Origin of the sequence: Longicatena sp. 210702-DFI.1.196, from assembly GCF_020563125.1 — a bacterium.
GTDB lineage: Bacteria > Bacillota_I > Bacilli_A > Erysipelotrichales > Erysipelotrichaceae > Longicatena > Longicatena caecimuris.
Genome location: NZ_JAJCPX010000033.1, coordinates 1 through 24,464, shown reverse-complemented (window position 1 = coordinate 24,464; position 24,464 = coordinate 1). Strand labels below are relative to the sequence as shown.

Below are 24,464 nucleotides of genomic sequence, written 5' to 3'. Positions count from 1 at the left end.
AGATGAAACGTTATCGTAAATACGTAATGCCGGTCATAACCCTTTTTGTAACACTTGGTATTTGGGAAGCATGTGTGAGAATCTTTGATGTCGATTTATATATCTTACCTGCTCCTAGTAAGATCGTAGAAGCGATGCTTGCGAATGCGGATGTATTATGGATGCATTCCATGGTGACCTTGCAGGAAGCTGTTACAGGTTTGATGATTGCGACAGTGGCTGCTATCTTGATTGCCATTGGCATGGATCTGTCAAAGAACTTTAAGCATAGCATTTTCCCTCATTTGGTTGTCACACAGACCGTGCCGGTGATGGTCTTAGGACCGCTGTTTACCATCTGGCTGGGCTTTGGCATGGCACCTAAGGTATTGATGGTCGTGTTTATGTGCTTCTTTCCTATCGTAATTGCCTTTTGTGATGCATTGGCACAAGTAGATGTTAACCAGATCAACCTGTTGAAAAGCTTTGGCGCGAAAAAGTGGCAAGTTTATGCGTATGTCAAGATACCGGCAGCCGCAACAGCCCTTTTCTCTGGGTTAAAGGTGTCAGCGACCTATTGTATCGGTGGAGCTATCGTCGGGGAATGGCTGAGTGCATCCGCAGGTCTTGGTTATTATATGATACGGGTAAAGAACGGTTATATGTTAGATAAAGTGTTTGCCTGTGTCATCGTTATCATCTTCTGGAGTCTGTTATTACATTTGGCAGTGACCTTACTTGAGCGAATCGTATTTCCCTATAAACGCTAGAAGGGAGGAAAACAACATGAAAAAGATTGGATTGCTTGCTTTATCTGCGTTGATGGTTACATCTCTTGCGGGCTGTGGATCTGCAAAAGATAACGTAAAAAAAGAGTTAAAAGAAGTTACTTTAGTATTGGACTATGTACCAAACACAAATCACACGGGCTTTTATGTAGCACAGGAAAAGGGTTATTTTAAAGAGGAAGGTCTAAAGGTCAACATCATAGAACCTGGAGATGATTCTACGAGTGCAGTATTGGTTGCCGCTAATAAAGGTGAATTTGGTGTCAGCTATCAGGAAGATGTCACCTATGCCAGAACGGCTGAGGAAGTGTTGCCAATCAAAGCCATTGCGACCATTATCCAGCATAATACCAGTGGGTTTGTTTCTTTAAAGAAAGAAAATATCAAATCGCCAAAGGATTTTGAAGGAAAGGTGTATGCCGGCTGGCAGGCACCAAGTGAGGAAGCGGTTATTAAAGCGGTCATGAACAAAGCAAATGCAGACTTCAAAAAGCTTACCATGGTAGGAGCTGATGGCAGCGGATTTGCGGCATTAGGTAAAAAAGTGGATATTCAATGGGAATTTGAAGGCTGGGCAGTTATCAAGGGCCGCATGGATGGCTATGATGTCAACTACATGCCATTAAAGGACTTAGATAAGCGTTTGGATTATTATACACCGGTCATTATCACAAATGAAAAGATGTTGAAGGAAGATCCAGAAACGGTACAGAAATTTATGAACGCAGTGAAAAAAGGATATGAATATGCCATTGATCATCCTGAAGAATCTGCTGAAATCATGAAGAAGATCTTACCGGATACTGATTTCGCATTCTTAAAAGAAAGTCAGAAGTATTTAAGTGCTGAATATCGTAAGGATGCCAAAACATGGGGTGTCATGAAAGATGAAGTGTGGGATAATTACACCGATTTTATGTATGAGTATAAACTGATTGATAAAAAGATCAAAGCTAGTGAACAATATACAAATGAATTTGTAAAATAAGGAGAGCTTATGAAACTGCGTGTGGAGGATATGGCAATTGCCTTTGAAAATAAAAAAATACTGGAACATGTCAGCTTACAAGTGGCAGAAGGTGAATTTGTGGCATTGATAGGACCTAGCGGCTGTGGGAAATCAACTCTGTTAAATATTTTGGCTGGAGTTTTACAAGCTGCAGAAGGCTGTTTCTATGTAGATGATGAAAAAGTAGAAGGCATATCCTCCCACTTTGCTTATATGCCACAAAGCGATTTACTGCTCCCTTGGCATACGATCTTAGAAAATGTGACCTTGTATGGTCGCTTGCACCATGCCAAAAAGCAAGCGCAGCAACAAGCGTTAAAAGAATTTGCGACTTTTGGTTTGGCTGGTTATGAACATGCCTATCCGAAAGAATTATCCGGTGGTATGCGACAACGAGCAGCATTCTTGCGAACAGCGCTTTGCAGTGCAGATATCCTATTGTTAGATGAACCTTTTGGCGCCTTGGATGTCATTACGCGCAATGATATGCAGGATTGGCTGTTAGCGATGCGAAAAGAATTGCAGAAGACGACCTTACTAGTAACACATGATATTGATGAGGCTTTATATCTGGCAGATCGTATCTTGATCTTAGGCGGTTCACCGGCATCTATCGTCAAGGAAATCAATTTACATGAAGTAGTCAAAAGTCGGGACTGGCTGTTTACACAAGGCGAACAGCGAAAAGAAATTTATTCATTATTAAGGGGGGAGTCGCATGCATGATGCACATCTGCATATCAGCGATATAGCGTTCTTTAAGGAAATGCAAAAACATCAGATAGAGGGTATAGCAAATGCGGCATCGCCACAGGAATATCACTTTCTAAAAGAACTGCAAGCACAATATCCAAAGCTTAGAATTAGTGCCGGGATTCATCCATGGCAGGCGGACGCGATAACTTGGGAAGCGATGTTAGCGATTCTGCAAGAAGCAGAGATCCTTGGAGAAATCGGTTTAGATTCCGTATGGTGTAAAACACCGATGGAAAAGCAGAGGGAAGTTTTTGAAAAACAACTGCAGTTGGGACAGCAATTACATAAGCCCATCTTGTTACATCTAAAAGGCATGGAAAAAGAAGCATTATCATTGCTGCGAAAATATCCGAATACGTATCTTGTGCATTGGTATTCCTGCGATGATTATTTGGAAGACTATATGGCATTGGATTGCTGGTTTACCATTGGACCATCGGTTGGTGATGATCCTGCCGTTACCAAAGTAGCCCGTAAGATTTCTTTACAACGTATGCTAATAGAAAGTGATGGCATTGATGCGATACGCTGGTGTGAGCAGAAAGAGGTACCGCTTGCTGCCTATCGTACGTATCTTACACGCAGCATAACGCGGATTGCGGCGCTTCGTCAGATAGCAGAAGCATCTTTAGCTGCACAGTTGATGGATAATTATCACCATTTCTTAAATAAATGCGAATCATCTGTATAAAGAATAAAGAAGTGTTTCACTTACGATGTGTGCCATCGACATAAACAGAAAGCTTTGGATAAGGCATTGCATAGAAAGCCTTCGTGCACATAAAAATACGATTTCATCTTACTGGAATATATCGAATCTTCTTTTCAAGAGGCACAGCGGCTTCTAGAGGAGGAGATTTTTTTTGTTTTTTTACCGATTTTGACCATGAATTATCATAAAATAGCCGTCTTTTATGGATGAAAATTCATGTAAACGCTATCATTTTATATCTCGCAACCATGTGAAGTAAGATGATAAAAAACCTTGAAAAAAAGTTAAAAAATACGGTAAATAAGGCTTGTATTCACTATTCAACTGTGTTAGAATATTCTCACGACCGCAATGACATGCGAGGTTGCTGACCCACTGAGAAACGTTGTCATGGACGGCGAGGTCAGGGAATTCGCATCGAGCGAGTCTATAGTCGATATAGACGAAAGGAGACATATTCATGGCAAAAAATAGCGTAAGAATTCGCTTAAAGGCCTACGAACACAGAATCTTGGATGCTTCTGCAGAAAAGATCGTTCAGGCAGCACAAGCTCACGGTGCAAAAAAGATTGTTGGACCAGTACCTCTTCCAACTGAAAAGCAGGTTGTAACAGTCCTGCGTGCGGTACACAAATACAAAGATTCTCGCGAACAATTCGAGATCAGAACGCACAAACGTTTAATTGAGATCGTCGGACCTACAGCAGAAACAATCGACTCATTGAGCCGTCTGGAACTGCCAAGTGGTGTTGACATCGAAATTAAGCTGTAATGGAGGTGACATCATGAAAGGTATACTTGGACGTAAACTTGGAATGACACAGGTATTTACGGAAGAAGGAACACTGATTCCGGTTACTGTTGTTGAAGCTACACCAAACGTAGTATTACAGAAAAAGACAGTGGAAAACGATGGATACGAAGCTGTACAGTTAGGATTTGAAGATGTAAAAGAAACACGCAGCACAAAACCTAGCAAGGGACATGCTGCAAAAGCTAACACGGCTCCTAAGCGTTTCGCTCAGGAAATCCGCGATTGCGAATTAGATGTAAATCTTGGTGACGAGGTTAAAGTTGATATCTTCGCTGCTGGTGAAACGGTTGATGTAATCGGAACTAGCAAGGGTAAAGGATATAACGGTACGATCGTTCGTAACAATGCGAAGATCGGTCCTAAGAGCCATGGTTCAGGACACCACAGACACATTGGTTCTTTGGCTACCAACGGTATTACATCTCGCCAGGGTAAGATTCTGAAAGGAACAATCATGGCTGGTCAGGAAGGTGGTTACAGAACAACAAACCAGAACCTGACAATTGTTAAAGTTGATGTTGAAAACAACTACTTATTAATTAAAGGTAACGTGCCTGGACCTAAACGTGGATTAGTAATGGTACGCACTGCTAAATGTTCTAAGGGCGATAAAGCTCCTGTGACTTTGGTAGATTACACGAAAGAGGAGGAATAAAAGATGCCTAAGATGGTCGTATTAAGCCAAGCTGGTAAAGAGCTTCACGAAATTACTCTTGCCGATACAGTATTTGGCATCGAGCCAAATCAGCAATGTATCTTTGATGCCATTGTGATGCAGCGTGCAAGCATGCGTCAGGGAACACACGACACCAAAAACCGTACAGAAGTTCGCGGTGGCGGTCGTAAGCCTTGGCGTCAGAAGGGAACAGGACGTGCGCGTCAGGGTTCCATCCGTGCTACACAGTGGAGAGGTGGCGGAACGGTATTCGGTCCTACACCAAGAAGCTATGCATACAAGCTGAACAAAAAAGTTCGTCGTCTGGCACTGAAATCAGTATTATCTGAAAAAGTGGCAGAAAACGCTATGAGCGTGGTTGATAAGCTTGAATTGGAAGCACCTAAGACAAAAGCTTTCAATGAAATCATCGCAAACCTGAACGCTCCAAGAAAAACATTGTTTGTAGTATCTGAAGGTGAAGATTTTGAAAATGCATTTCTGAGCATGCGCAACATCCCTAGCATGATGATGCTGACTGCTGATGGATTGAATGTTTACGATATCGTAAATGCTAACAAAATCGTCTTTACAGAAGCTGCTGTGAAAGATGTTGAGGAGGCACTTGCATAATGGATAACTATAAAGACATTATTATCCGTCCAATCATCACAGAAAAAACGATGAGATACATGGACGAAGACAACAAGGTAACCTTCGAGGTTAGAAAAGGCGCTAACAAGACACTGGTAAAACAAGCTGTTGAAAGCATCTTCGGTGTTGATGTAGTTGCTGTTAATGTTGTTAACGTAAAGCCTAAAACAAAAAGAATGGGTAAATACGTTGGTAAAACAAAAGCTGTCCGCAAAGCCTATGTAAAAATTGCAGAAGGTCAGGACATCAACTTGTTTGGCGAAGAAGAAGCTAAATAAGCTCAGGAAGAAGAACGCTATTTCCTGAATAAATATTGCGTAAGGAGGAAATTGACACATGCCAATTAAGAAGTATAAGCCGACCACTCCAGGTCGCCGTGGTATGACCAGCTTATCTCGTGAAGAGATTACAGCAAACAAACCAGAAAAATCATTACTTGCCCCTTTAAATAGTAAAGGTGGACGTAATAACAACGGACGTATTACAACACGTCATCAGGGTGGCGGACACAAACGTGCTTACCGTATCATCGACTTTAAACGTAATAAAGACGGTATCCCTGCTCGTGTTGCAACAATTGAATACGATCCAAACCGTTCCGCTAACATCGCTCTGTTAAACTATGCAGATGGTGAAAAGCGTTACATCATTGCTCCTAAAGGATTAACTGTTGGAATGACAGTTGTTTCTGGAGAAGGTGCCGACATCAAAGTTGGTAACACATTGGAACTGAAAGATATCCCAGAAGGAACTTTCATCCACAACATCGAATTAAAACCTGGTAAAGGTGGTCAGCTGGCTCGTTCCGCTGGTGCATCTGCACAGATCTTAGGTATCGAAGAAAAGTATGCTACTGTTCGTTTGGTATCTGGAGAAGTTCGTAAAATTTTGTCTAACTGCCGCGCAACCATCGGTTCTGTCGGAAACGAAGACCACAGTCTGGTTAACTACGGTAAAGCCGGACGTAACCGTTGGAGAGGTATCCGCCCAACAGTTCGTGGTTCTGTTATGAACCCTAACGATCACCCTCATGGTGGTGGTGAAGGACGTACTCCAGTAGGACGTAAATCACCAATGACTCCTTGGGGCAAGAAAGCTATGGGTGTGAAAACACGTAAAGCAAAACAAGCGTCAACGAAATTAATCGTTCGTCGTCGTAATGGCAAATAGGCAAAGGAGGAAATGAAAAATGAGTCGTAGTTTGAAAAAAGGCCCATTCTGTGATGACCATCTGATGAAGAAGGTAGAAGCACTGAATGCTGCCGGTAAAAAACAAGTTATTAAAACCTGGTCACGTCGTTCAACGATTTTCCCTCAGTTTGTGGAACATACATTTGCCGTTTACAACGGAAAAGAACATCTGCCTGTTTATGTTACAGAAGATATGGTAGGACACAAGCTTGGTGAATTCGTGCCAACCCGCAAATATGCTGGACACGGCGCTGATGACAAGAAAGCTAAGAGATAAGGAGGAAACGTAGAATGGAAGTTAAAGCATGCGCAAAGACATTACGTATCCCACCTAGAAAAGCTCGCCTTGTAATCGATCTGATTCGTGGGAAAGACGTTGAAGAAGCTGCCGCAATCTTAAAGTTTACACCAAACGTAGCTGCGGAAGCTGTAGGAAAAGTGTTGAAGTCAGCGGTAGCAAATGCCGTTAACAACAACGATATGAATGAAGAAAAATTATACGTGAAAGCATGTTATGCAAACGAAGGTGTAACTTTGAAACGCTTCATGCCACGTGCAAAAGGATCTGCAAGTGCGATCCACAAACGCACCAGCCACATCACTGTTGTGGTTGACGAGCGTGATTAAGGAGGTAGCTCATGGGACAGAAAGTTAGTCCGATCGGAATGCGTGTCGGTGTTATCCGTGACTGGGAATCCAGATGGTATGCTGACAAAGATTATGCCGATCTTTTACTGGAAGATGTTAAAATTCGTGAATTCTTATTCGCTGAACTGAAGGCAGCTTCCGTATCAAGAATTGAAATTGAACGTTCTAAAAACCGTGTTGAGATCATGATCCGTACAGCTCGTCCTGGTGTGATCATCGGAACAAACGGTGAAAACATTGAAAACTTGAAGAAGAAACTGGAAAAATTAACTGGTGGAAAGAACATCTATGTAAAAGTTCTGGAAATCGCTAATCCAGATTTGGATGCTCGTTTGGTTGCTAGAAGCATTGCTGACCAGTTGGAACAGCGTGCAAGCTTCCGTACAGCTCAGAAAAAAGCTATCCAGAGAACAATGCGTGCTGGTGCCAAAGGTATCAAGACTGCTGTATCTGGACGTTTAGGCGGAGCTGATATGGCGCGTACTGAAGGTTATAGCGAAGGTGTTGTACCTCTGCATACATTGCGTGCTGACATCGACTATGCTTGGGAAGAAGCTTCTACTCAGTATGGCCGTTTAGGTGTTAAAGTATGGATCTGCCGTGGTGAAGTATTGCCAGGACAGATGGTTCAGGAACCAGAAGCTCCTAAGAACAATATGAACGATCGTCGTCGTAACCGTCGCAACAACCGTGGCGGAAATCGTAACGACAACCGTAACCGCAACAACAGCCAGAGAAACAACGCTGCTGGAAATGCTCCTAAGAAAGCGGAAGGAGGAAACTAAATTATGTTGATGCCTAAGAGAACAAAATATAGAAGACCTCACCGTTTAAGCTACGAAGGACGTGCGAAAGCCGGTCGTGAAGTATCTTTTGGTGAATATGGTCTGATGGCTGACACTGGTGCTTATGTAAGTAACCGCCAGATCGAGGCTGCCCGTATTGCCATGACACGTTATATGAAACGTGGTGGTAAAGTTTGGATTCGTATCTTCCCTCACTTGGCAAGAACGAAAAAACCTCTTGAAGTACGTATGGGTTCTGGTAAAGGTGCACCTGAAGGATGGGTAGCAGTTGTAAAACCAGGACGTATGATGTTTGAAATTGCTGGTGTTCCAGAAGAAGTTGCACGTGAAGCATTCCGTCTGGCTTCTCACAAACTGCCAGTGAAGACGAAATTTGTTAGAAAAGGAGAAGAGAAATAATGACAGCGAAAGAGATCAGAGAGTTAAGTAACACTGAAATTGCACAACAGATCGAAACGCTTAAAGATGAACTTTTTAATCTTCGTTTCCAACAAGCAACCGGACAGTTGACGAACACTGCACGCTTAAAAACCGTGAAGAAAGACATTGCCCGTATGAAAACCGTATTGACTGAGCGCGAGCTTAGCAATCAGGATTAAGGAGGATCACTAAGTTATGGAAAGATCTAACCGTAAAGTATATCGTGGAACAGTTGTTTCCGATAAGATGGATAAAACGATTACTGTAGTCGTTGAAACAAAGAAAACACATCCATTATATGGAAAACGTGTAAAATATTCTAAGAAGTTTAAAGCTCATGACGAAAACAATGAAGCGAAAATCGGAGATAAGGTAGTTATTATGGAAACTCGTCCATTGTCTGCTACAAAACGTTTCCGTTTGGTTGAAATCGTCGAAAAAGCTGTACAGCTGTAGGCGCTAGGAGGTAGACATTCATGATCCAGAATGAAAGTAGATTACGCGTCGCTGACAACACAGGTGCCAAAGAAGTATTGGTTATCCGCTGTTTAGGTGGAAGCGTTCGTAAGTTTTCAAACATCGGGGATATCGTTGTCTGTGCTGTTAAGCAGGCTGCTCCTGGTGGAACTGTAAAAAAAGGTGACGTAGTCAAAGGTGTAATCGTACGTACAAAACGTGGCGTTCGCCGTGACAACGGAACATACATCAAATTTGATGACAACGCTGTTGTCCTGATCAAAGACGATAACACACCTCGTGGAACTCGTATTTTCGGGCCAGTAGCAAGAGAACTGCGTGACAAAGACTTTATGAAAATTGTGTCTTTGGCACCAGAAGTGCTGTAAGGAGGTGTCTTTGTGAAAATCAAAAAAGGTGATAAGGTTCAGGTTATTACAGGTGCTTACAAGGGCACTGTTGCAGAAGTAACCAAAGTTTTCCCTAAGGAAAACAAAGTTATCGTTGAAGGTGTAAATGTTGTAAAAAAACACTTGAAACCATCTCAGGCTAATCCAGATGGCGGCATTATTGAAAAAGAAATGCCAATCCATGTTAGCAATGTTATGGCTTACGATAGCAAGGCTAAGAAAGCCAGCCGTGTTGGATTTGAAATCAAAGAAGACAAAAAAGGCAATCAAACAAAGGTTCGCGTCTATAAAAAAACCGGCGCTGAAATTAAGTAGGGGAGGTTAAAGGATGAACCGCCTAAATCAGAAATATACAGATGTAGTTGTGCCTAACTTAATGAAAAAGTTTAACTACAAGTCAGTTATGGAAGTTCCTTATGTAGATAAGATCGTTATCAACATGGGTATCGGTGAAGCAATCGCGAATCCAAAGGTATTGGACGAAGCCGTAGCTGAATTGGCACAGATCACTGGACAGGCTCCAGTTATCACAAGAGCAAAGAAATCTATCGCAAACTTCAAATTGCGTGAAGGTATGCCTATCGGATGTAAGGTAACTTTACGTAAAGAGAAGATGTATGATTTCATGGATAAGCTGATGAACATCTCATTGCCACGCGTGCGTGACTTCCGTGGTGTTTCTACAACATCTTTCGATGGCCGTGGAAACTACACACTGGGTGTTAAAGAACAGCTGATCTTCCCAGAAATCAACTACGATAAGGTTAACAAAGTACGTGGTATGGATATCGTTATCGTTACTACTGCAAAAACAAACGAAGAAGCAAAGGCGCTGCTTGAAGAATTAGGCATGCCTTTCAAGAAATAGGAGGACTTACAGTATGGCAAAAAAAGCAATGGTTAATAAATCAAAACGTCCTCAGAAGTTCCAGGTGCGTGAGTACACACGTTGTGAACGTTGTGGCCGTCCTCACTCAGTTTTACGTAAATACAAACTCTGCCGTATTTGCTTCCGCGAGCTGGCTTACAAGGGTCAGATTCCGGGTGTAAAAAAGGCGAGCTGGTAATCAGATAGGAGGAATACAGTCATGATGATAATGACAGATCCGATTGCAGATATGCTGACTAGAATTCGTAATGGAGTTCAGGCTCGTCACGAAGTTGTAGAAGTACCTGCAAATAAAGAAAAGATCGAAATCGCAAAGATTTTAAAAGAAGAAGGTTTTATTACAGATTACAACGTTGAAGGTGACGTTAAGAAAACCATCAATGTTACACTGAAATATGGACCTAACAACGAAAAAGTAATCAATGGAATACGGAGAGTTTCTAAACCTGGTTTACGTGCTTACGCAAAAGTGGACGAAGTTCCTCGCGTATTGAACGGTCTGGGTATTGCAATCATCTCTACATCTCATGGTTTAATGACAGATAAAGAAGCTAGAGCTAAACACGTTGGTGGCGAAGTTATCGCCTACGTGTGGTAATCTAGACGGAGGTAAAGAAGAATGTCACGTATCGGTAATAAAGCGATTACCATTCCTGCTGGCGTTGAAGTAAACATCGCTGCTGGGAATGAGGTGACTGTTAAAGGACCTAAGGGAACTTTAACTCGTCAGTTTAACCCGGAATTGGGTATTAAAATTGAAGAAAACGTTTTGAGCGTAACACGTCCAAACGAACAGAAACACACAAAACAGCTGCATGGTACTACACGTGCTCTGCTGGCTAACATGGTTGAAGGTGTTACTAACGGATATTCCAAAGAACTGGAATTGGTTGGTATCGGTTTCCGTGCTGCCGTAAGCGGTAAGAAACTGACACTGAATGTTGGTTACTCCCACCCAATTGAATTTGCTATCGAAGAAGGATTGAGCGTAGAATGTACTTCTGCGACAGCTATTAAAGTGTCCGGAATTGATAAACAGCGTGTCGGTGAATTCGCTGCAAATGTTCGTGCTGTAAGAAAACCAGAACCTTACAAAGGCAAAGGTATTCGCTACAAAGGTGAATATGTTCGTCGTAAGGAAGGTAAAACAGCAGGTAAGAAATAGTGGGAAAGGAGAAATTGAACAATGCTTAAGAAAGTATCTAGAAATGATGAGCGTTTACGCCGTCACTTGCGTGTTCGTACCAAAATCAGCGGTACTCCTGAATGTCCCCGCCTGAACGTTTTCCGTTCAAACAGCCACATTCACGCGCAGATCATTGATGATGTTAACGGTACTACATTAGTAGCCGCTAGCAGTGTTGAAATGAAACTGGAAAACGGTGGTAACGTTGAAGCTGCCAAAACCGTTGGCGCTGAGGTTGCGAAACGCGCACTTGAAAAGAATATCACAAATGTTGTATTTGACCGTGGTGGATATGTTTACACCGGTCGAGTTAAAGCTTTGGCTGAAGCGGCTAGAGAAGCCGGCTTGAAATTTTAGGAGGTTATGCGAATGGAACGTAAACCAAGAAGAAATCGCGACGTTGAAAAAGAATTTGAAGAACGCGTCGTTACCATCAACCGTGTAACTAAAGTAGTAAAGGGTGGACGCCGCTTCCGTTTTGCTGCATTGGTTGTCATCGGTGACAAAAAAGGCCGTGTCGGCTTTGGTACAGGAAAAGCAAACGAAGTTCCTGATGCTATTAAAAAGGCTGTTGAAGACGCTAAGAAAAACGTATTCAACGTACCTATCGTAGGAACTACCATTCCTCACGAAATCACTGGACGTTACGGAGCTGGAGAAATCTTCCTGCGCCCTGCTACAGAAGGTACCGGAGTTATCGCTGGTGGTCCTGTACGTGCCGTATTGGAACTGGCTGGTATCAACGATATCCTGTCTAAATGTCTGGGAAGCCGTACGCCAATCAACATGGTTCGTGCTACGATTGCAGCATTAAAAGATCTGAAAACGATTGAAGATGTTGCTCGTCTCCGTGGTAAAAAACCAGAAGAAATTCGCGGTTAACAGGAGGAATTAGAACATGAAATTACATGAAATGACATATACAGAAGGTGCCAGAAAAGCAAGCTACCGTGTAGGACGCGGTCATGCTTCTGGTAACGGTAAAACTGCTGGTAAAGGACATAAAGGTCAGAAAGCAAGATCTGGCGGAGGCGTTCGCTTAGGTTTTGAAGGTGGACAGACACCATTAGCAAGACGTTTGCCTAAACGTGGTTTTACAAACTTTACTCGTAAAGAGTATGCAATCGTAAATGTAGCATCTTTAAATCGTTTTGAAGATGGTACGGAAGTAACTCCAGAACTGTTGATTGAATGCGGTCTGGTAAGAAAAGAATTAGATGGAATCAAGATCTTAGGCGAAGGTGAATTAGAAAAGAAACTGACAGTGAAAGCTAACAAGTTCTCTAAATCAGCTTTAACGATAATCGAGCAAGCAGGCGGAAAAGCAGAGGTTATCTAGTATGCTTAGCACGATTACCAGCATGTTCAAGAATAAAGATATTCGTAATCGAATATTCTTTACTCTTGCCATGTTGTTTATCTTCCGCTTTGGTACAGCAATCACTGTACCGGGCGTAGATACGACATCGCTGACGAAATCCAGCAATTCACTGCTTGATATGATCAACCTGCTTGGTGGTGGAGGTCTGGAACAGATGTCCATTTTTGCTATGGGAGTCGGCCCTTACATCACCGCATCTATTATTATTCAGTTATTATCCATGGATGTTATTCCGGCTTTGACAGAACTTGCCAAAGGCGGCGCATCCGGTAAAAAACAAATTGATCGTTATACACGTTACCTGGCAGTTGTCTTGAGCTTCTTCCAGGCTTCAACGCTAATATATGGCTTTTCAAGAAGCTATCCGGATTTACTGGTCAATGGCAATGGTTGGTCAAGCATCCTTTATATTGCAACAATCTTAACAGGTGGCAGCATGTTCATCTTGTGGATCGGTGACCGTATTACGATGAAGGGTGTTGGCAATGGGGTATCTATGATCATCGCCGCTGGCATTATCGCAAGACTTCCACATCAGTTCGCAACAGCTTGGGGAACGCTTGTCGATACATCCAGCAGTTCTGCAACCTTTAATGGAATCTTGAGCTTTGGCGGCTTCCTGTTATGCTATCTGCTGATCATCATCTTTGTTGTCTTCATGCAGACAGCGGAACGTAAGATTCCAATTCAGTATACATCCAGCACGGTAACAACACGCAAGAAAGACATGACATACCTGCCGCTGAAAATCAATTCAGCCAGTGTAATTCCTGTTATCTTTGCTTCTGCTATCATGGTGGCGCCACTTTCCATCATTAAGATGGTAACGGCTGCTGAATGGGTAAGTACCGTAGAGTATTACCTGGGTATGCAAACACCAGTGAGCCTGGTTATCTATGTGGTATTGATTCTGTTATTTACCTTCTTCTATACGAAGTTACAGGTAGATCCGGAAAAGATTGCCGAGAACTTAGGTAAATCAGGAACATATATCCCTGGTATCCGTCCTGGTACGGAAACCAAAGATTACATTAACAAGGTATTAAACAGAATCACGGTATTAGGCGCAATTGGACTGGCTTTCATCGCAGTTCTGCCTCATGCTCTTCCATTATTTACAAATCTGCCTAGCTCTATGGGTATCGGCGGTACTGGTATCATCATCGTCGTAGGTGTTGCAATGGAAACCGTGAAACAGATCGAAGGTCGTCTGACGCAGAAGTCCTACCGTGGATTTCTTCAGAGATAGAAGGTGAACCTATGAATATCTTGATTATGGGCGGTCCTGGTGCCGGTAAAGGTACGATGTCCGCAAAAATCGTTGAAAAATTTAATGTGAATCATATTTCAACAGGAGATATTTTCCGCAGTGAAATCGGGAATGGTACAGAACTTGGTCTTGAAGCGAAAAGCTATATGGACAAAGGACTGCTCGTCCCTGATGAACTGGTAAACAATATGGTGAAAAGCTATCTGGATAAACTGGAAGATAAGAAAAACGGCTTTCTTCTAGATGGCTATCCAAGAACTTTAGAACAGGCAAAGGCCTTTGATGCATTGGCTGGCGATGGGGCATTATCCATCGACAAAGTCATTGCCATGGATATTCCCTTTGATGTTCTGGCTGGCAGAATCACCGGCCGCCGTCTCTGTAAAGAGTGCGGAGAGATCTATCACTTACAATCCAAACCTCCTATGGTAGAAGGTAAATGTGATGTATGTGGTGGAGATCTATATCAGCGAAAAGACGATACGGTAGAAAGTCTTACCGTACGACTGGATGAATACAGCAAACAGACAGCTCCTGTTCTGGATTACTATGAGCAGAAAGGAATTGTCGCAAGAATCAATGCCGATCAACCAATCGAAAACGTCTGGAGCGATGTCCTGAAAGCGTTGGAGGACTAAAATGGTCATTCCGAAGTCAAATCAGGAGTTGACATTCATGAAAAAAGCAGGTATAATTGTTGCGCTTGCACATCGTGCAGCGCAAACAGTTATACAGCCTGGAATCACTACGAAAAAAATCAATGAAATCGTGGAAAACACGATACGAAAACATGGCGGGATACCGTCATTTAAGGGTTTATACGGGTTTCCAGCTGCTGCATGTATATCTGTAAATTCTGTCATGGTACATGGTGTCCCAGATGATACGATGTTACATGACGGGGACATTGTTTCAGTAGATATCGGTGCCTGTTATCAAGGGTATCATGGTGACTCAGCATGGACATATGCTGTCGGTAATATCAGCGAGGAAACAAAAGCCTTTCTGAGAATTAGCGAAGAATCTTTATATGAAGGTTTAAAAATGGCAAAGGCTGGGAATCATCTAACTGATATATCTCATGCAATCGGAGAGTATGTCTTTGGGCATGGCTTTTCTTTGCCACGGGATTATGCAGGACATGGTATTGGAACTTCCGTCCATGAAGATCCGACAGTTCCAAATTTCGGCCCGGCAGGTCATGGCATTCTGCTTAAAGAAGGCATGACGCTTGCAATCGAACCGTTGGTTTTAGCAGGCAGGCCACATACACGAACACTTGCGGATGGCTGGGGTGTCGTCACCAAAGATGGTGGCTTGGCAGCTCACTACGAGCATACGATCGTGATCACAGAAAAAGGGTATGAAATACTCACAGAGATAAAAGAGGAGGAACATCCAAGTAATGGGTAAGCAAGATGTTATTGAAATGGATGGCGAAGTAATTGATACTTTACCAAACGCAATGTTCAAAGTGAAATTGGGAAACGGACACGAAATACTGGCTCACGTTTCTGGTAAAATCCGCATGCACTACATCCGCATTTTACCAGGGGACCGTGTAACCGTTGAAATTTCACCTTATGATTTAACACGTGGGCGAATTACATTCCGACACAAATAAGTCGTGAATAAGGAGGAAGACGCATGAAAGTAAGACCATCTGTCAAACCAATATGCGATAAGTGCCGCATTATCAAACGTAAAGGCCGTGTCATGGTCATTTGCGAAAACCCAAAACACAAACAAAGACAAGGAAACTAATGGAGGTGTAATGTAAAATGGCTCGTATTGCAGGTGTTGACTTACCACGCGACAAGCGCGTAGTAGTATCATTAACGTACATTTACGGAATCGGCCGCCCAACTGCGGAACAGATTCTGGCAAAAACGGGAATCAGCGAAGATATCCGTGTAAAAGATTTAACTGACGAACAGATTAATGCCATCCGTAACGAAGTGGATTCTATCAAAGTAGAAGGTGATTTGCGTCGTGAGGTTGCATTAAACATTAAGCGTCTGATGGAAATCGGATGCTACCGCGGAATCCGTCACCGTAAAGGTTTACCGGTTCGCGGACAGAGAACAAAAACAAATGCTCGTACGCGTAAAGGTCCAGTTCGTACAGTAGCAAACAAAAAGAAATAGGACGATAGGAGGAAATTAAAATGGCAAAAAACGTAAAAGCGGGCGCACGTAAACGTAAAGCACGCAAGAATATTGCTCGTGGATGTGCTCATATTCATTCAACTTTTAACAATACCATCGTTACTATTACTGACGAAAATGGAAACGCTGTAGCATGGTCCAGCGCTGGAGCACTGGGGTTCAAGGGTTCACGTAAATCCACTCCATTTGCTGCACAGATGGCTGGAGAAGCTGCAGGTAAAGCAGCAATAGAAAATGGTATGAAAACAGTATCAGTAAACGTTAAAGGTCCAGGACCTGGACGTGAAGCAGCTGTAAGAGCTTTACAGGTTGCGGGATTAGAAATTACAATGATCAACGATGTAACTCCTATTCCACACAACGGTTGTCGTCCACCTAAACGACCACGTGGTTAATCATAAGCTTAATTGAGGAGGTATACTATGCAAAAATTCGAACGTGCACATTTTGAAGTTAAAGAATACGATGAATCTAAACACTACGGTAAGTTTGTATTTGAACCTTTAGAGAGAGGTTTCGGAACAACTATTGGGAATGCACTAAGACGTGTTTTGCTCTCCTCTTTACCGGGAGCTGCCGTATTTTCAATTAAAGTTGACGGGGTTTACCACGAGTTTACATCTATTCCAGGAATCGTTGAGGATGTAACGACCATGATCCTGAATATCAAGACACTGGTCATGAAAATTCAGGATGATGAGATCTATACATTGCGTATTTCAAAACAAGGTCCTGGAGAAGTTACCGGTGCAGATATCTACTGTCCAGAAGGCGTAGAAGTGCTGAGCAAGGATTTGCACATCTGTACTCTGGAAGAAGGCGGAATGTTGGAAATGGAACTGCAGGCGCGTGTTGGCCGCGGATATGTAAATGCTGACACAAACAAACAGCTGTATCAGACTCCAAATCAGCCTTTAGGAATCATTTATACGGATTCTATCTATACACCAATTGAAAAGGTTTCTTACTCTGTAGATCCTACACGTGTTGGTCAGAATGCCAATTATGATAAAGTGACTTTGGAAGTATGGAGTGATTCCTCCATCAGTCCTGCGGAATCATTAGCATTATCAGCAAAGATTCTGATTGATCATTTGGAACTGCTGACAAACGTTGATGAAGCTGTCAATGATATGGAATCTGTCATGAAGGAAGCTCAGGGTGAAGTGCAGAACAAGGGTCTTGTCATGATGATCGAAGATCTCGATCTGTCTGTACGTTCTTACAACTGTTTGAAACGCGCTGGCATTCAGACCGTCGAAGAATTAACACAGCGTACAGAAGATGAAATGATGAGAGTACGTAACTTAGGTAAGAAATCACTCAAAGAAGTTAAAGATAAATTGTATGATTTAGGCTTAAACTTTAAATCATACGAATAATATTATTCGCAAAGGAGGCTAACAACCAATGTGGAATCGTAAATTAGGACGTAAAGCTGACCACCGTAAAGCTTTATTACGTAACATGGCTACATCAGTGATCGCTTATGGTCAGATTGAAACAACTGAAATGAAAGCAAAAGAACTGCGTTCTGTTGTTGATGAGCTGATTACTTTAGCAAAACGCGGTGATTTACATGCTCGCCGTCAGGCTGCTAAATTCGTTCGCGACGTTGTTGTAGACGAAAAAACAGGTCAGACAGCTTTACAAAAACTGTTCAACGAAATCGGACCTGCTTACAAAGATCGTAATGGTGGGTACACAAGAGTTGTGAAAACAAGAGTACGTCGTGGTGACGCTGCTCCTATGGCAATCATTGAACTCGTAAAATAAAAAAGCTAACGACATCATGGAGACATGGTGTCGTTTTCTTAAGCACTATTAAGTTGTTTCCCGCAAAAAACCATGATACAATTTGAGATGAAATGAATGAAAATGAAAGAAGGTACACAATGATCAAAAATAGTACGAACAAAAAGAAATTTTTTATAATGCTATTTGTGGCAGGGGTGCTCATTGGAATTATCCTTTTTGAGAAGTATCATAAGTCTTCATCAAAGATAAACTTTATTGAAAATGCTACAGAAGTGGAATATGGGAATACCACAATCACGAGTAAAGCCTTAGTAAAAAATACAGATGGCGTCATTGTTACCTATCCTAAATTAAATGTACATGCATGCGGGGAACAGGATCTTGTTTATGCGGTGGTCGCAGATGGAGAGAAAACAAACATTCATTTAAAGATAACTGTGAAGGATACACAAAAACCGGAAATCATTCTCAAAAAAGAACGTATAGCAATACCGTATAATGGTACATTTGATATCAAAGATAATATTATCAGTGTCAGCGATCCGGTTGATGGACCATTGCTTTATACTACAGCAACGGATTTACAAAATAATTATTATCGTATTGAAGGCAATGTGGATACAAAAAAATCTGGCGATCATAAAATACGCGTTATTGCGAAAGATAAAAGTGGAAATCGCAGTGTACGAACCTTTAAAGTTCATGTGGGTAAAAAACCAGTCAATCTTAATGATAAAGATAAGGATAAAAAGAAAACAGAGGATAAAAAGACAACAGCGAAAACTAATTGAGTGAGGTGAGATCATGGAACTAATTGAAGAGATGGAGGACTATGCGAAAACATACAATGTCCCAATCATGCAGCCGGAAGGAATTGCCTTTCTATGTGCGTTTATTCAGCAACACCATTTAACGAACATTCTTGAAATTGGCAGTGCTATTGGATATTCTGCTATTCGTATGGCTTTGTTGGATGAACAAATACACGTCGTGACGATTGAACGCGATAAGGAACGCTATCAAAAAGCGGTTGAAAACGTACGCAAAGCACATTTAGAAGAACGTATCACACTGCTTTATGGAGATGCTTTAGAAACCACCGTGGAAGGATCATTTGATATGTTGTTTATCGATGCTGCAAAGGCGCAATATATAAAGTTTTTTGAACGCTATGAGAAGAATCTTATAAAAGATGGTTATGTCATTACTGATAATCTTAAGTTCCATGGGTATGTCGAACATCAGGAACGGATTAAAAATCGGAATCTGCGACAGCTTGTCACCAAAATCAGTCGATTTGTTGAGTATTTAAAAAAGCGTGAGGATTATGATACGACATTTTATGATTTTGGAGATGGTGTAGGGATCAGCAGAAAAAAGTAGTTTCTATGTATTTTTTTCTTTGAAGTGTGATACAATAGAAACATGAAAGTGGTGATAAAATGAAAAAGATATTTCCAATTTTAGCTGTTTTAGGGAGCGCAGCAGCTCTTATTGCTTACAAAATGAAAAAAGAAGAAGAAAAACAAATTATTGATTTAGATCAGGGTTTGCTGTACGATGATGAGCCTGAAGATAATGAAGATGCAGCTGAAGAAGCACCGATCAGTGATCCACAACATTGTTGTGAAGAAGTGAATGAAGCATTTGAAGAGGCTCATGAAAGTCTGGATGAATTTGAAGATGTGCAAAGCACATCGGATGATGAAGCAAAAGAGGAAACACAAGAAGAGTATGATGAAATGTTTACGCATCTGACCAGAGCAGAAATGGCATTATTGAAAGAAGATACCGATGCACGAATGGAAGCACTGGAGCAAAAAGGGGATGTCCATGATCATGAACGCCCTGTACAGCATGTCGTAAAATTTCAAGATGAAGAGAGCATGAACCAGTTTAAAAGCGTTGTGATAAATCGTGGATATGTTATTACCAGAGGCAGTGAAGAATTTGAGTTGATCGTTCTTCATATCACACCGATGGATAAGGTAAAACTGATGTCCAATGTTTATTATCTGGCAGATGTTGCCACAGCTTATCAAGGTGTTTATAAAGGATGGCAGAGCAAGGCCGTATATTAAAAAGCTGATAAGCGTAAATGTATGAAAAAGTCTTAATCCTATTTATTAACAGAATAGGATTAAGACTTTTTTTCTGTATATTTTATAACTATGGAAGATGAATATGCATAATAAATGGTTTTATAGTTAAACTGTACGTTCCTATGGAATAATCGATTAGTATTCTTCTATACAATGACACTATGGAACCTTGATATATTTAGAATAGTATCATTCTTTATGCAAAGGGTATTTACGTATACATAAATCAAAAAGATAACCAAATGATTCTTAATATTTTAACGATATTTTATAGTTTTGGATTAAAAGTGGTTATAAAAAGTGTTATATTTTTTACATTTCTGCTTTTGCTATGGTATACTGAAAAATTGTGTGGTTATTGAAGGAAAAATATGCTAAAAAATATATGGATGAATAAGAAGCAAAGAAAGATGATGGGCTTTTCGACAGTAGTAATTATCGTTTTTATCATTAGTTTATCTTTTTTACTTACGCAAAAAGGAAAAGATATCGTAAACACAGAAGTTAATAATTATCTCCATGAAATATCACAACAAACTTCTTACAAAGTGACGCAACGTGTCGAAACAAATTTTTCTTACTTAGCAACGCTATCGAACTCTTTAGCATATCTGGATGAATCCGCTTATGAAGCGTATCTTTATGATGCTTATGAAGGTGGAGCTTTTGAATGGATTGGCACTGTTGATCATAAGGGAATGCTAAAGGTGAAGAACCATCCTTTAAAAGATGTATCTCAACTAACTTGTGTAGCAAAAGCTATGCATGGGCAAGTGAGTGTAAGCGATAAGCTGTTGAAAATTTTTGATGAAAAAGGGGCTGTTTATGCAGTACCTTATAAAGGAAAGGATAATAATATTAGCGCAATCGTAGGATGAATACCACCTGAAACCATGAAATTATTGCTGAATACAGAATCATTTTCAGGTACCGGGTTTTCACATATCATAGCGAAAAATGGTGATTATATTTTACATTCCAAAAATAAAAATGCATTAATTGATGGTGATAACTTTTTGAACACCTTCCAGCAAAAGCTGAAATTACATCTTCAATGTAATTCCAAAAGTTTTGTCAAGATATTGCTAATCATAAAAAAGGTACCATTACGTTTAAGGTAAATGGCGATAATATGCGAACACTCACTTATACTCCATTAGATAATTGTGATTGGTATCTTTTATCCATCGTACCTTCTACGATGTATAGTCAGAATATTCAAAATTTCATCAGTCTTGCAATCGCCGTTCTCGCTTTAGGCATAGCGGTTGTATTCTTTATCTTCATTGCGTTTTTACTGTACACATCGAATAAAAAGAATAAAGAAATAACAAATATCGCCTATATTGATCCTATCACACAAGGATTTACGCAAGTACGGTTCGAAAAAGAACTCTTAGATCGAGCGAAAGACTTTGTACCATATACTTTTATATCCTTAGATTTGCGTAAATTTAAATTAATTAATGCCAGCTTTGGCAGTGAAAATGGCGATAAAGTATTACGACATGTATATGTGTGTATCAAGAAACATTTAGCTAAGGATGAATTTGTTACCCGCGTCAATGCGGATAACTTTAATATTTATTTGCATACGATTGATGAAGGGAAGATTAAGGAACGTTTACACAGCATCGCGGATGAGATTAATAAATATAATCAAGAGCGTCAGCTTCCTTATTATATTCCATTATCTTGTGGCTGTTATATTGTAAAAGATGATGCACAGGAATTAATCGTCGTACGTGATAAGGCCAATATAGCGCGTAAGACAAATAAAAATATTCCAAACTATTATCTATGTAATATTGTTTTCTATAATGACTTAGAACATCAGATGTTGCTGAAAGAAAAAGAAATGGAAAACATGATGGAAAAGGCTCTGGATGAAGAAGAATTTATCATATATCTACAACCTAAGGTTAGTTTAAAGACGGGTAAGATTATTGGCTCAGAGGCTTTAGTAAGATGGGACAGTCCAGAAAAAGGCTTGATTCCACCAGATGACTTTATCCCTTTCTTTGAGAAAAATGATTTTATTATTAAACTTGATATGTATGTTTTTGAAGTTGTATGTAAGATCTTACGTAAATGGATCGATGAAGGGAAAATCGTTCATCCGATATCAGTAAATTTATCAAGAAATCATCTTCATCATCCAAACTTTTTAGAAGAATATCGAAAGATACAACAAAAATATGAAATACCGGATCAGTATATTGAAATAGAATTGACAGAGATAGTTGTATTTGAGAATTTGGAAATGTTAAAAACCATTATAGATGAAATTCATAAATATGGCTATAAATGTTCTATGGATGATTTTGGCAGTGGCTATTCATCCTTAAATGTGCTCAAAGAGATTCCTGTGGATATTCTAAAACTTGATCGTGTTTCCTTCAGTAGTGAAAATGATAAACGTGGAGAAGACATTGTTGAAACAGTTATCAGTTTAGCTAAGAAATTAGGAATGGAAACAATTGCCGAAGGGATAGAAACGATACCACAGGTAGAGTTGTTAAAAAGTATGGAATGTGATGCTATTCAAGGATATGTATTCTCTAAACCGGTTCCAGTGGATCAATTTGAAACACTCGTACAGGATGATCCTGAAATGATGAGTGTATAATACGTATAGGATACGTCTGATAATCGATCATTCGTATCTTTTTTACTTTCAGTATCCAGATATCCTAAGGCTGTATTATAAAAGACGCAATAATTTCAAAGCTTTATCTGGTGAATGGAATGGCTTTTATACGGTAAACAAAGTGCTGATACAATAGTCATTTTCATATATAAAAAAAGGTAGATTCATATACAGAAAGAAAGGCAGTTTACGAAAACAATAGTTCTTGTTATAATTAAAAAATATAGGGAGGTAAAAGGCATGTTGAAAAAGCAGTTCAATTATGTAACAATGGCATTAACAGGCGTCTTTTTCTGCGTGCTTGGATGCTCTTTTGTTGTCGAATCTTTGACCGTATGGAATTGGCTGTATACAACCTTAGTTATTGGTATATCCGCAGTAGCCATCTTGAAATTAATCAACTTGCTAATCAACTTTCGCCGTATTGAAAAACGCTTCTCTCAGCTTTTAGATATTATCATTTGGTGTATTGCTATCATTTTCTCATTAGCACTGCCACGGGCATTTTATTCCATTCTGCCACGTATTGTGGGCAGTTGGATCTTATTGCATGCCATTGTTAAGATCATTGTTTTATACATTCGTATCAAAGATCATTTAACCATATCCTTCTTTCGCATTCTGTTTTTGTTAGGTGATTTATGCATGAGCTTTTATTTGATTGGTAATCCTTTTCATCATAACGACATTATCAATGTGGTTACCGGTCTGTATTTTTTAATTTATGGGGGAAATACCTTGTTGGATATGGTGCGCGAGATTATTCCACAGGGAAGTGGTGAAAAGCTGGATCAAAAGCTACGATTAGCAGTACCGCCATTCATGTCGGTCATCATTCCGCCTCATCTTATGAGGACTTTGTTGAATAAAGACAAAGAGGATCAGATCAAAGAACAATTTGATGAGATAAAGGAAGATATTCCTGTAGATATGGAAGTGCTTATTCATCTGGCACCTAGTGGACCTGCTATGTTAGGACATGCGGATTTAATCTATCGTGGCTTTGTGATATCGTATGGTTGTTATGATCCCCATAACCGTCATCTCTTTGGCACGATGGGGGATGGCGTTGTTTTAATGGCTGATCGTAATCCATATATTTATAATTGTTTAAAAAATGAAAATAAGACGCTGATCAGCTTTGGCATTGCTTTAGACGAAGAGCAGAAAAAACGTCTAAATGATCGTTTGTTAGAGGTTTTTGGGACCTTTGAAGATTTTTACAGTGATGAAGATTTAAAACGCAAGGGATTGCCTTATCAGGGTCCTTGTGATGATTATATCAGCCGGGTAACACGAACATCCCCAGGTGCAAAGTTTTATAAAATTAAAGAAGGAAAGCTGAAAACATTTTTTGTTGTTTCCAGTAATTGTGTCTTCTTTATGGCGAATATATTAAGTGTCATTGGTTTAAATTTATTTGATTTAAGTGGTATCATCTCACCGGGAGCGTATTATGATTTTCTAAACAAGCAATTTAAGAGCCATAAAGGTTTTGTAATTTCTCGTCGTTTATATCGGAAAAAAGATGCGGAAGCATTCAAAGAAAGAAAAGTAGATCATAAATGAAGTTGATTGAACTATGTAGAAGCTTAATAGATAAGTAACCTATCATTTGATAATATATACAGGAAGTTTCATAGATAAGCAATTGTTTTATTCTATATACAGTATTAAAAAGGCACATAAAAGACACATAGATGTCTTTTTTCATGTGTGGCGGGCATGCCACATATCTAGGGTGAAAATCCCTCGGGGCGTA

Annotated in this window: 39 protein-coding genes; all 39 read left to right on the top strand. The window is 40.3% G+C overall.

The genetic code is table 11. From position 1 onward, the window contains the following. Positions 1–2 precede the first annotated feature (2 nt). The 39 genes from LI241_RS12370 (at position 3) to LI241_RS12180 (ending at position 24,271) form a co-directional block, all read left to right on the top strand. A complete protein-coding gene (locus LI241_RS12370; RefSeq protein WP_008690119.1) occupies positions 3–749 on the top strand; it encodes an ABC transporter permease in 747 nt (248 codons plus the stop codon). A 16-nt stretch (positions 750–765) separates the two neighbouring features. Continuing rightward, on the top strand, positions 766–1,755 hold the full coding sequence (locus LI241_RS12365; RefSeq protein WP_008690116.1) for an ABC transporter substrate-binding protein: 990 nt from the start codon (positions 766–768) through the stop codon (positions 1,753–1,755). Between the two features lie 9 nt (positions 1,756–1,764). Next, a complete protein-coding gene (locus LI241_RS12360) occupies positions 1,765–2,502 on the top strand; it encodes an ABC transporter ATP-binding protein (RefSeq protein ID WP_008690113.1) in 738 nt (245 codons plus the stop codon). Further along, the gene (locus tag LI241_RS12355) at positions 2,495–3,223 is read left to right on the top strand and encodes a TatD family hydrolase (protein ID WP_008690112.1); all 729 of its coding nucleotides are present in this window, start codon (positions 2,495–2,497) and stop codon (positions 3,221–3,223) included. The genes LI241_RS12360 and LI241_RS12355 overlap by 8 nt, the downstream gene beginning before the upstream one ends. Before the next feature lie 481 nt (positions 3,224–3,704). Further along, positions 3,705–4,016, top strand: coding sequence for a 30S ribosomal protein S10 (gene rpsJ, locus LI241_RS12350; protein WP_008690111.1), 312 nt, complete (start codon positions 3,705–3,707; stop codon positions 4,014–4,016). A 13-nt stretch (positions 4,017–4,029) separates the two neighbouring features. Next, positions 4,030–4,713, top strand: a complete 684-nt coding sequence (rplC, locus tag LI241_RS12345) for a 50S ribosomal protein L3 (protein ID WP_008690110.1) — start codon at positions 4,030–4,032, stop codon at positions 4,711–4,713. 3 nt (positions 4,714–4,716) lie between these two features. Then, positions 4,717–5,346: a 50S ribosomal protein L4 gene (gene rplD, locus LI241_RS12340; protein WP_008690109.1), complete on the top strand. Its 630-nt coding sequence runs from the start codon at positions 4,717–4,719 to the stop codon at positions 5,344–5,346. Then, complete coding sequence (gene rplW / locus LI241_RS12335; RefSeq protein ID WP_008690108.1) at positions 5,346–5,645, top strand: 50S ribosomal protein L23; 300 nt, start codon at positions 5,346–5,348, stop codon at positions 5,643–5,645. The genes rplD and rplW overlap by 1 nt, the downstream gene beginning before the upstream one ends. A gap of 58 nt (positions 5,646–5,703) precedes the next feature. Further along, entirely contained in the window at positions 5,704–6,537 is an 834-nt protein-coding gene (gene rplB / locus LI241_RS12330) for a 50S ribosomal protein L2 (RefSeq protein ID WP_008690107.1), read from the top strand. 19 nt (positions 6,538–6,556) lie between these two features. Continuing rightward, on the top strand, positions 6,557–6,835 hold the full coding sequence (gene rpsS, locus LI241_RS12325) for a 30S ribosomal protein S19 (protein ID WP_008690106.1): 279 nt from the start codon (positions 6,557–6,559) through the stop codon (positions 6,833–6,835). 14 nt (positions 6,836–6,849) lie between these two features. After that, positions 6,850–7,185 (top strand): 50S ribosomal protein L22, encoded by a 336-nt coding sequence (rplV, locus tag LI241_RS12320; protein WP_008690105.1) that lies wholly within the window; start codon positions 6,850–6,852, stop codon positions 7,183–7,185. 11 nt (positions 7,186–7,196) lie between these two features. After that, positions 7,197–7,991, top strand: coding sequence for a 30S ribosomal protein S3 (gene rpsC / locus LI241_RS12315; RefSeq protein ID WP_008690103.1), 795 nt, complete (start codon positions 7,197–7,199; stop codon positions 7,989–7,991). Positions 7,992–7,994: 3 nt separating this feature from the next. Further along, the gene (gene rplP, locus LI241_RS12310; RefSeq protein WP_008690101.1) at positions 7,995–8,411 is read left to right on the top strand and encodes a 50S ribosomal protein L16; all 417 of its coding nucleotides are present in this window, start codon (positions 7,995–7,997) and stop codon (positions 8,409–8,411) included. Continuing rightward, entirely contained in the window at positions 8,411–8,611 is a 201-nt protein-coding gene (gene rpmC / locus LI241_RS12305) for a 50S ribosomal protein L29 (protein ID WP_008690099.1), read from the top strand. The genes rplP and rpmC overlap by 1 nt, the downstream gene beginning before the upstream one ends. A gap of 16 nt (positions 8,612–8,627) precedes the next feature. Beyond that, complete coding sequence (rpsQ, locus tag LI241_RS12300) at positions 8,628–8,888, top strand: 30S ribosomal protein S17 (protein ID WP_008690096.1); 261 nt, start codon at positions 8,628–8,630, stop codon at positions 8,886–8,888. Between the two features lie 20 nt (positions 8,889–8,908). Then, positions 8,909–9,277, top strand: a complete 369-nt coding sequence (gene rplN / locus LI241_RS12295) for a 50S ribosomal protein L14 (RefSeq protein ID WP_002607426.1) — start codon at positions 8,909–8,911, stop codon at positions 9,275–9,277. Between the two features lie 12 nt (positions 9,278–9,289). After that, complete coding sequence (gene rplX, locus LI241_RS12290) at positions 9,290–9,613, top strand: 50S ribosomal protein L24 (RefSeq protein ID WP_008690091.1); 324 nt, start codon at positions 9,290–9,292, stop codon at positions 9,611–9,613. 13 nt (positions 9,614–9,626) lie between these two features. After that, positions 9,627–10,166, top strand: a complete 540-nt coding sequence (rplE, locus tag LI241_RS12285; protein WP_008690089.1) for a 50S ribosomal protein L5 — start codon at positions 9,627–9,629, stop codon at positions 10,164–10,166. A gap of 13 nt (positions 10,167–10,179) precedes the next feature. After that, positions 10,180–10,365 (top strand): type Z 30S ribosomal protein S14, encoded by a 186-nt coding sequence (locus tag LI241_RS12280; protein ID WP_008690087.1) that lies wholly within the window; start codon positions 10,180–10,182, stop codon positions 10,363–10,365. A 24-nt stretch (positions 10,366–10,389) separates the two neighbouring features. Then, positions 10,390–10,785: a 30S ribosomal protein S8 gene (rpsH, locus tag LI241_RS12275; RefSeq protein WP_026006681.1), complete on the top strand. Its 396-nt coding sequence runs from the start codon at positions 10,390–10,392 to the stop codon at positions 10,783–10,785. 21 nt (positions 10,786–10,806) lie between these two features. Then, a complete protein-coding gene (rplF, locus tag LI241_RS12270) occupies positions 10,807–11,352 on the top strand; it encodes a 50S ribosomal protein L6 (protein WP_008690084.1) in 546 nt (181 codons plus the stop codon). Between the two features lie 21 nt (positions 11,353–11,373). Beyond that, the gene (gene rplR, locus LI241_RS12265) at positions 11,374–11,730 is read left to right on the top strand and encodes a 50S ribosomal protein L18 (RefSeq protein ID WP_008690082.1); all 357 of its coding nucleotides are present in this window, start codon (positions 11,374–11,376) and stop codon (positions 11,728–11,730) included. A gap of 12 nt (positions 11,731–11,742) precedes the next feature. Next, complete coding sequence (rpsE, locus tag LI241_RS12260) at positions 11,743–12,255, top strand: 30S ribosomal protein S5 (protein ID WP_008690080.1); 513 nt, start codon at positions 11,743–11,745, stop codon at positions 12,253–12,255. 16 nt (positions 12,256–12,271) lie between these two features. Then, positions 12,272–12,712 carry a 50S ribosomal protein L15 gene (gene rplO / locus LI241_RS12255; RefSeq protein ID WP_008690078.1) on the top strand — a complete coding sequence of 147 codons (441 nt, stop codon included), beginning with the start codon at positions 12,272–12,274 and terminating at the stop codon, positions 12,710–12,712. A 1-nt stretch (position 12,713) separates the two neighbouring features. Next, a complete protein-coding gene (secY, locus tag LI241_RS12250; protein ID WP_008690076.1) occupies positions 12,714–14,003 on the top strand; it encodes a preprotein translocase subunit SecY in 1,290 nt (429 codons plus the stop codon). A gap of 11 nt (positions 14,004–14,014) precedes the next feature. Then, positions 14,015–14,662 (top strand): adenylate kinase, encoded by a 648-nt coding sequence (locus tag LI241_RS12245; protein WP_008690074.1) that lies wholly within the window; start codon positions 14,015–14,017, stop codon positions 14,660–14,662. A gap of 1 nt (position 14,663) precedes the next feature. Further along, positions 14,664–15,437, top strand: a complete 774-nt coding sequence (gene map, locus LI241_RS12240) for a type I methionyl aminopeptidase (protein WP_008690073.1) — start codon at positions 14,664–14,666, stop codon at positions 15,435–15,437. Beyond that, positions 15,430–15,648 (top strand): translation initiation factor IF-1, encoded by a 219-nt coding sequence (gene infA, locus LI241_RS12235; RefSeq protein ID WP_008690072.1) that lies wholly within the window; start codon positions 15,430–15,432, stop codon positions 15,646–15,648. Before map ends, infA begins: the two co-directional genes overlap by 8 nt. A gap of 23 nt (positions 15,649–15,671) precedes the next feature. Further along, on the top strand, positions 15,672–15,788 hold the full coding sequence (rpmJ, locus tag LI241_RS12230; protein WP_008979808.1) for a 50S ribosomal protein L36: 117 nt from the start codon (positions 15,672–15,674) through the stop codon (positions 15,786–15,788). Between the two features lie 17 nt (positions 15,789–15,805). Continuing rightward, the gene (rpsM, locus tag LI241_RS12225; RefSeq protein WP_008690071.1) at positions 15,806–16,171 is read left to right on the top strand and encodes a 30S ribosomal protein S13; all 366 of its coding nucleotides are present in this window, start codon (positions 15,806–15,808) and stop codon (positions 16,169–16,171) included. Between the two features lie 20 nt (positions 16,172–16,191). Next, positions 16,192–16,587 (top strand): 30S ribosomal protein S11, encoded by a 396-nt coding sequence (gene rpsK, locus LI241_RS12220; RefSeq protein ID WP_008690070.1) that lies wholly within the window; start codon positions 16,192–16,194, stop codon positions 16,585–16,587. Between the two features lie 27 nt (positions 16,588–16,614). Then, positions 16,615–17,574, top strand: a complete 960-nt coding sequence (locus LI241_RS12215) for a DNA-directed RNA polymerase subunit alpha (protein WP_008690069.1) — start codon at positions 16,615–16,617, stop codon at positions 17,572–17,574. 28 nt (positions 17,575–17,602) lie between these two features. Further along, the gene (gene rplQ, locus LI241_RS12210; RefSeq protein WP_008690068.1) at positions 17,603–17,968 is read left to right on the top strand and encodes a 50S ribosomal protein L17; all 366 of its coding nucleotides are present in this window, start codon (positions 17,603–17,605) and stop codon (positions 17,966–17,968) included. Positions 17,969–18,087: 119 nt separating this feature from the next. Next, positions 18,088–18,741 carry a hypothetical protein gene (locus LI241_RS12205; protein WP_008690067.1) on the top strand — a complete coding sequence of 218 codons (654 nt, stop codon included), beginning with the start codon at positions 18,088–18,090 and terminating at the stop codon, positions 18,739–18,741. A gap of 13 nt (positions 18,742–18,754) precedes the next feature. Continuing rightward, the gene (locus tag LI241_RS12200) at positions 18,755–19,333 is read left to right on the top strand and encodes an O-methyltransferase (protein ID WP_008690066.1); all 579 of its coding nucleotides are present in this window, start codon (positions 18,755–18,757) and stop codon (positions 19,331–19,333) included. Between the two features lie 59 nt (positions 19,334–19,392). Beyond that, positions 19,393–20,031 (top strand): ribonuclease E inhibitor RraB, encoded by a 639-nt coding sequence (locus LI241_RS12195; protein WP_008690065.1) that lies wholly within the window; start codon positions 19,393–19,395, stop codon positions 20,029–20,031. 392 nt (positions 20,032–20,423) lie between these two features. After that, positions 20,424–20,930 (top strand): hypothetical protein, encoded by a 507-nt coding sequence (locus LI241_RS12190; RefSeq protein WP_008690062.1) that lies wholly within the window; start codon positions 20,424–20,426, stop codon positions 20,928–20,930. A gap of 254 nt (positions 20,931–21,184) precedes the next feature. Then, the gene (locus tag LI241_RS12185; RefSeq protein ID WP_119957640.1) at positions 21,185–22,681 is read left to right on the top strand and encodes a bifunctional diguanylate cyclase/phosphodiesterase; all 1,497 of its coding nucleotides are present in this window, start codon (positions 21,185–21,187) and stop codon (positions 22,679–22,681) included. Between the two features lie 261 nt (positions 22,682–22,942). Then, the gene (locus LI241_RS12180) at positions 22,943–24,271 is read left to right on the top strand and encodes a hypothetical protein (protein ID WP_008690060.1); all 1,329 of its coding nucleotides are present in this window, start codon (positions 22,943–22,945) and stop codon (positions 24,269–24,271) included. Positions 24,272–24,464 lie beyond the last annotated feature (193 nt).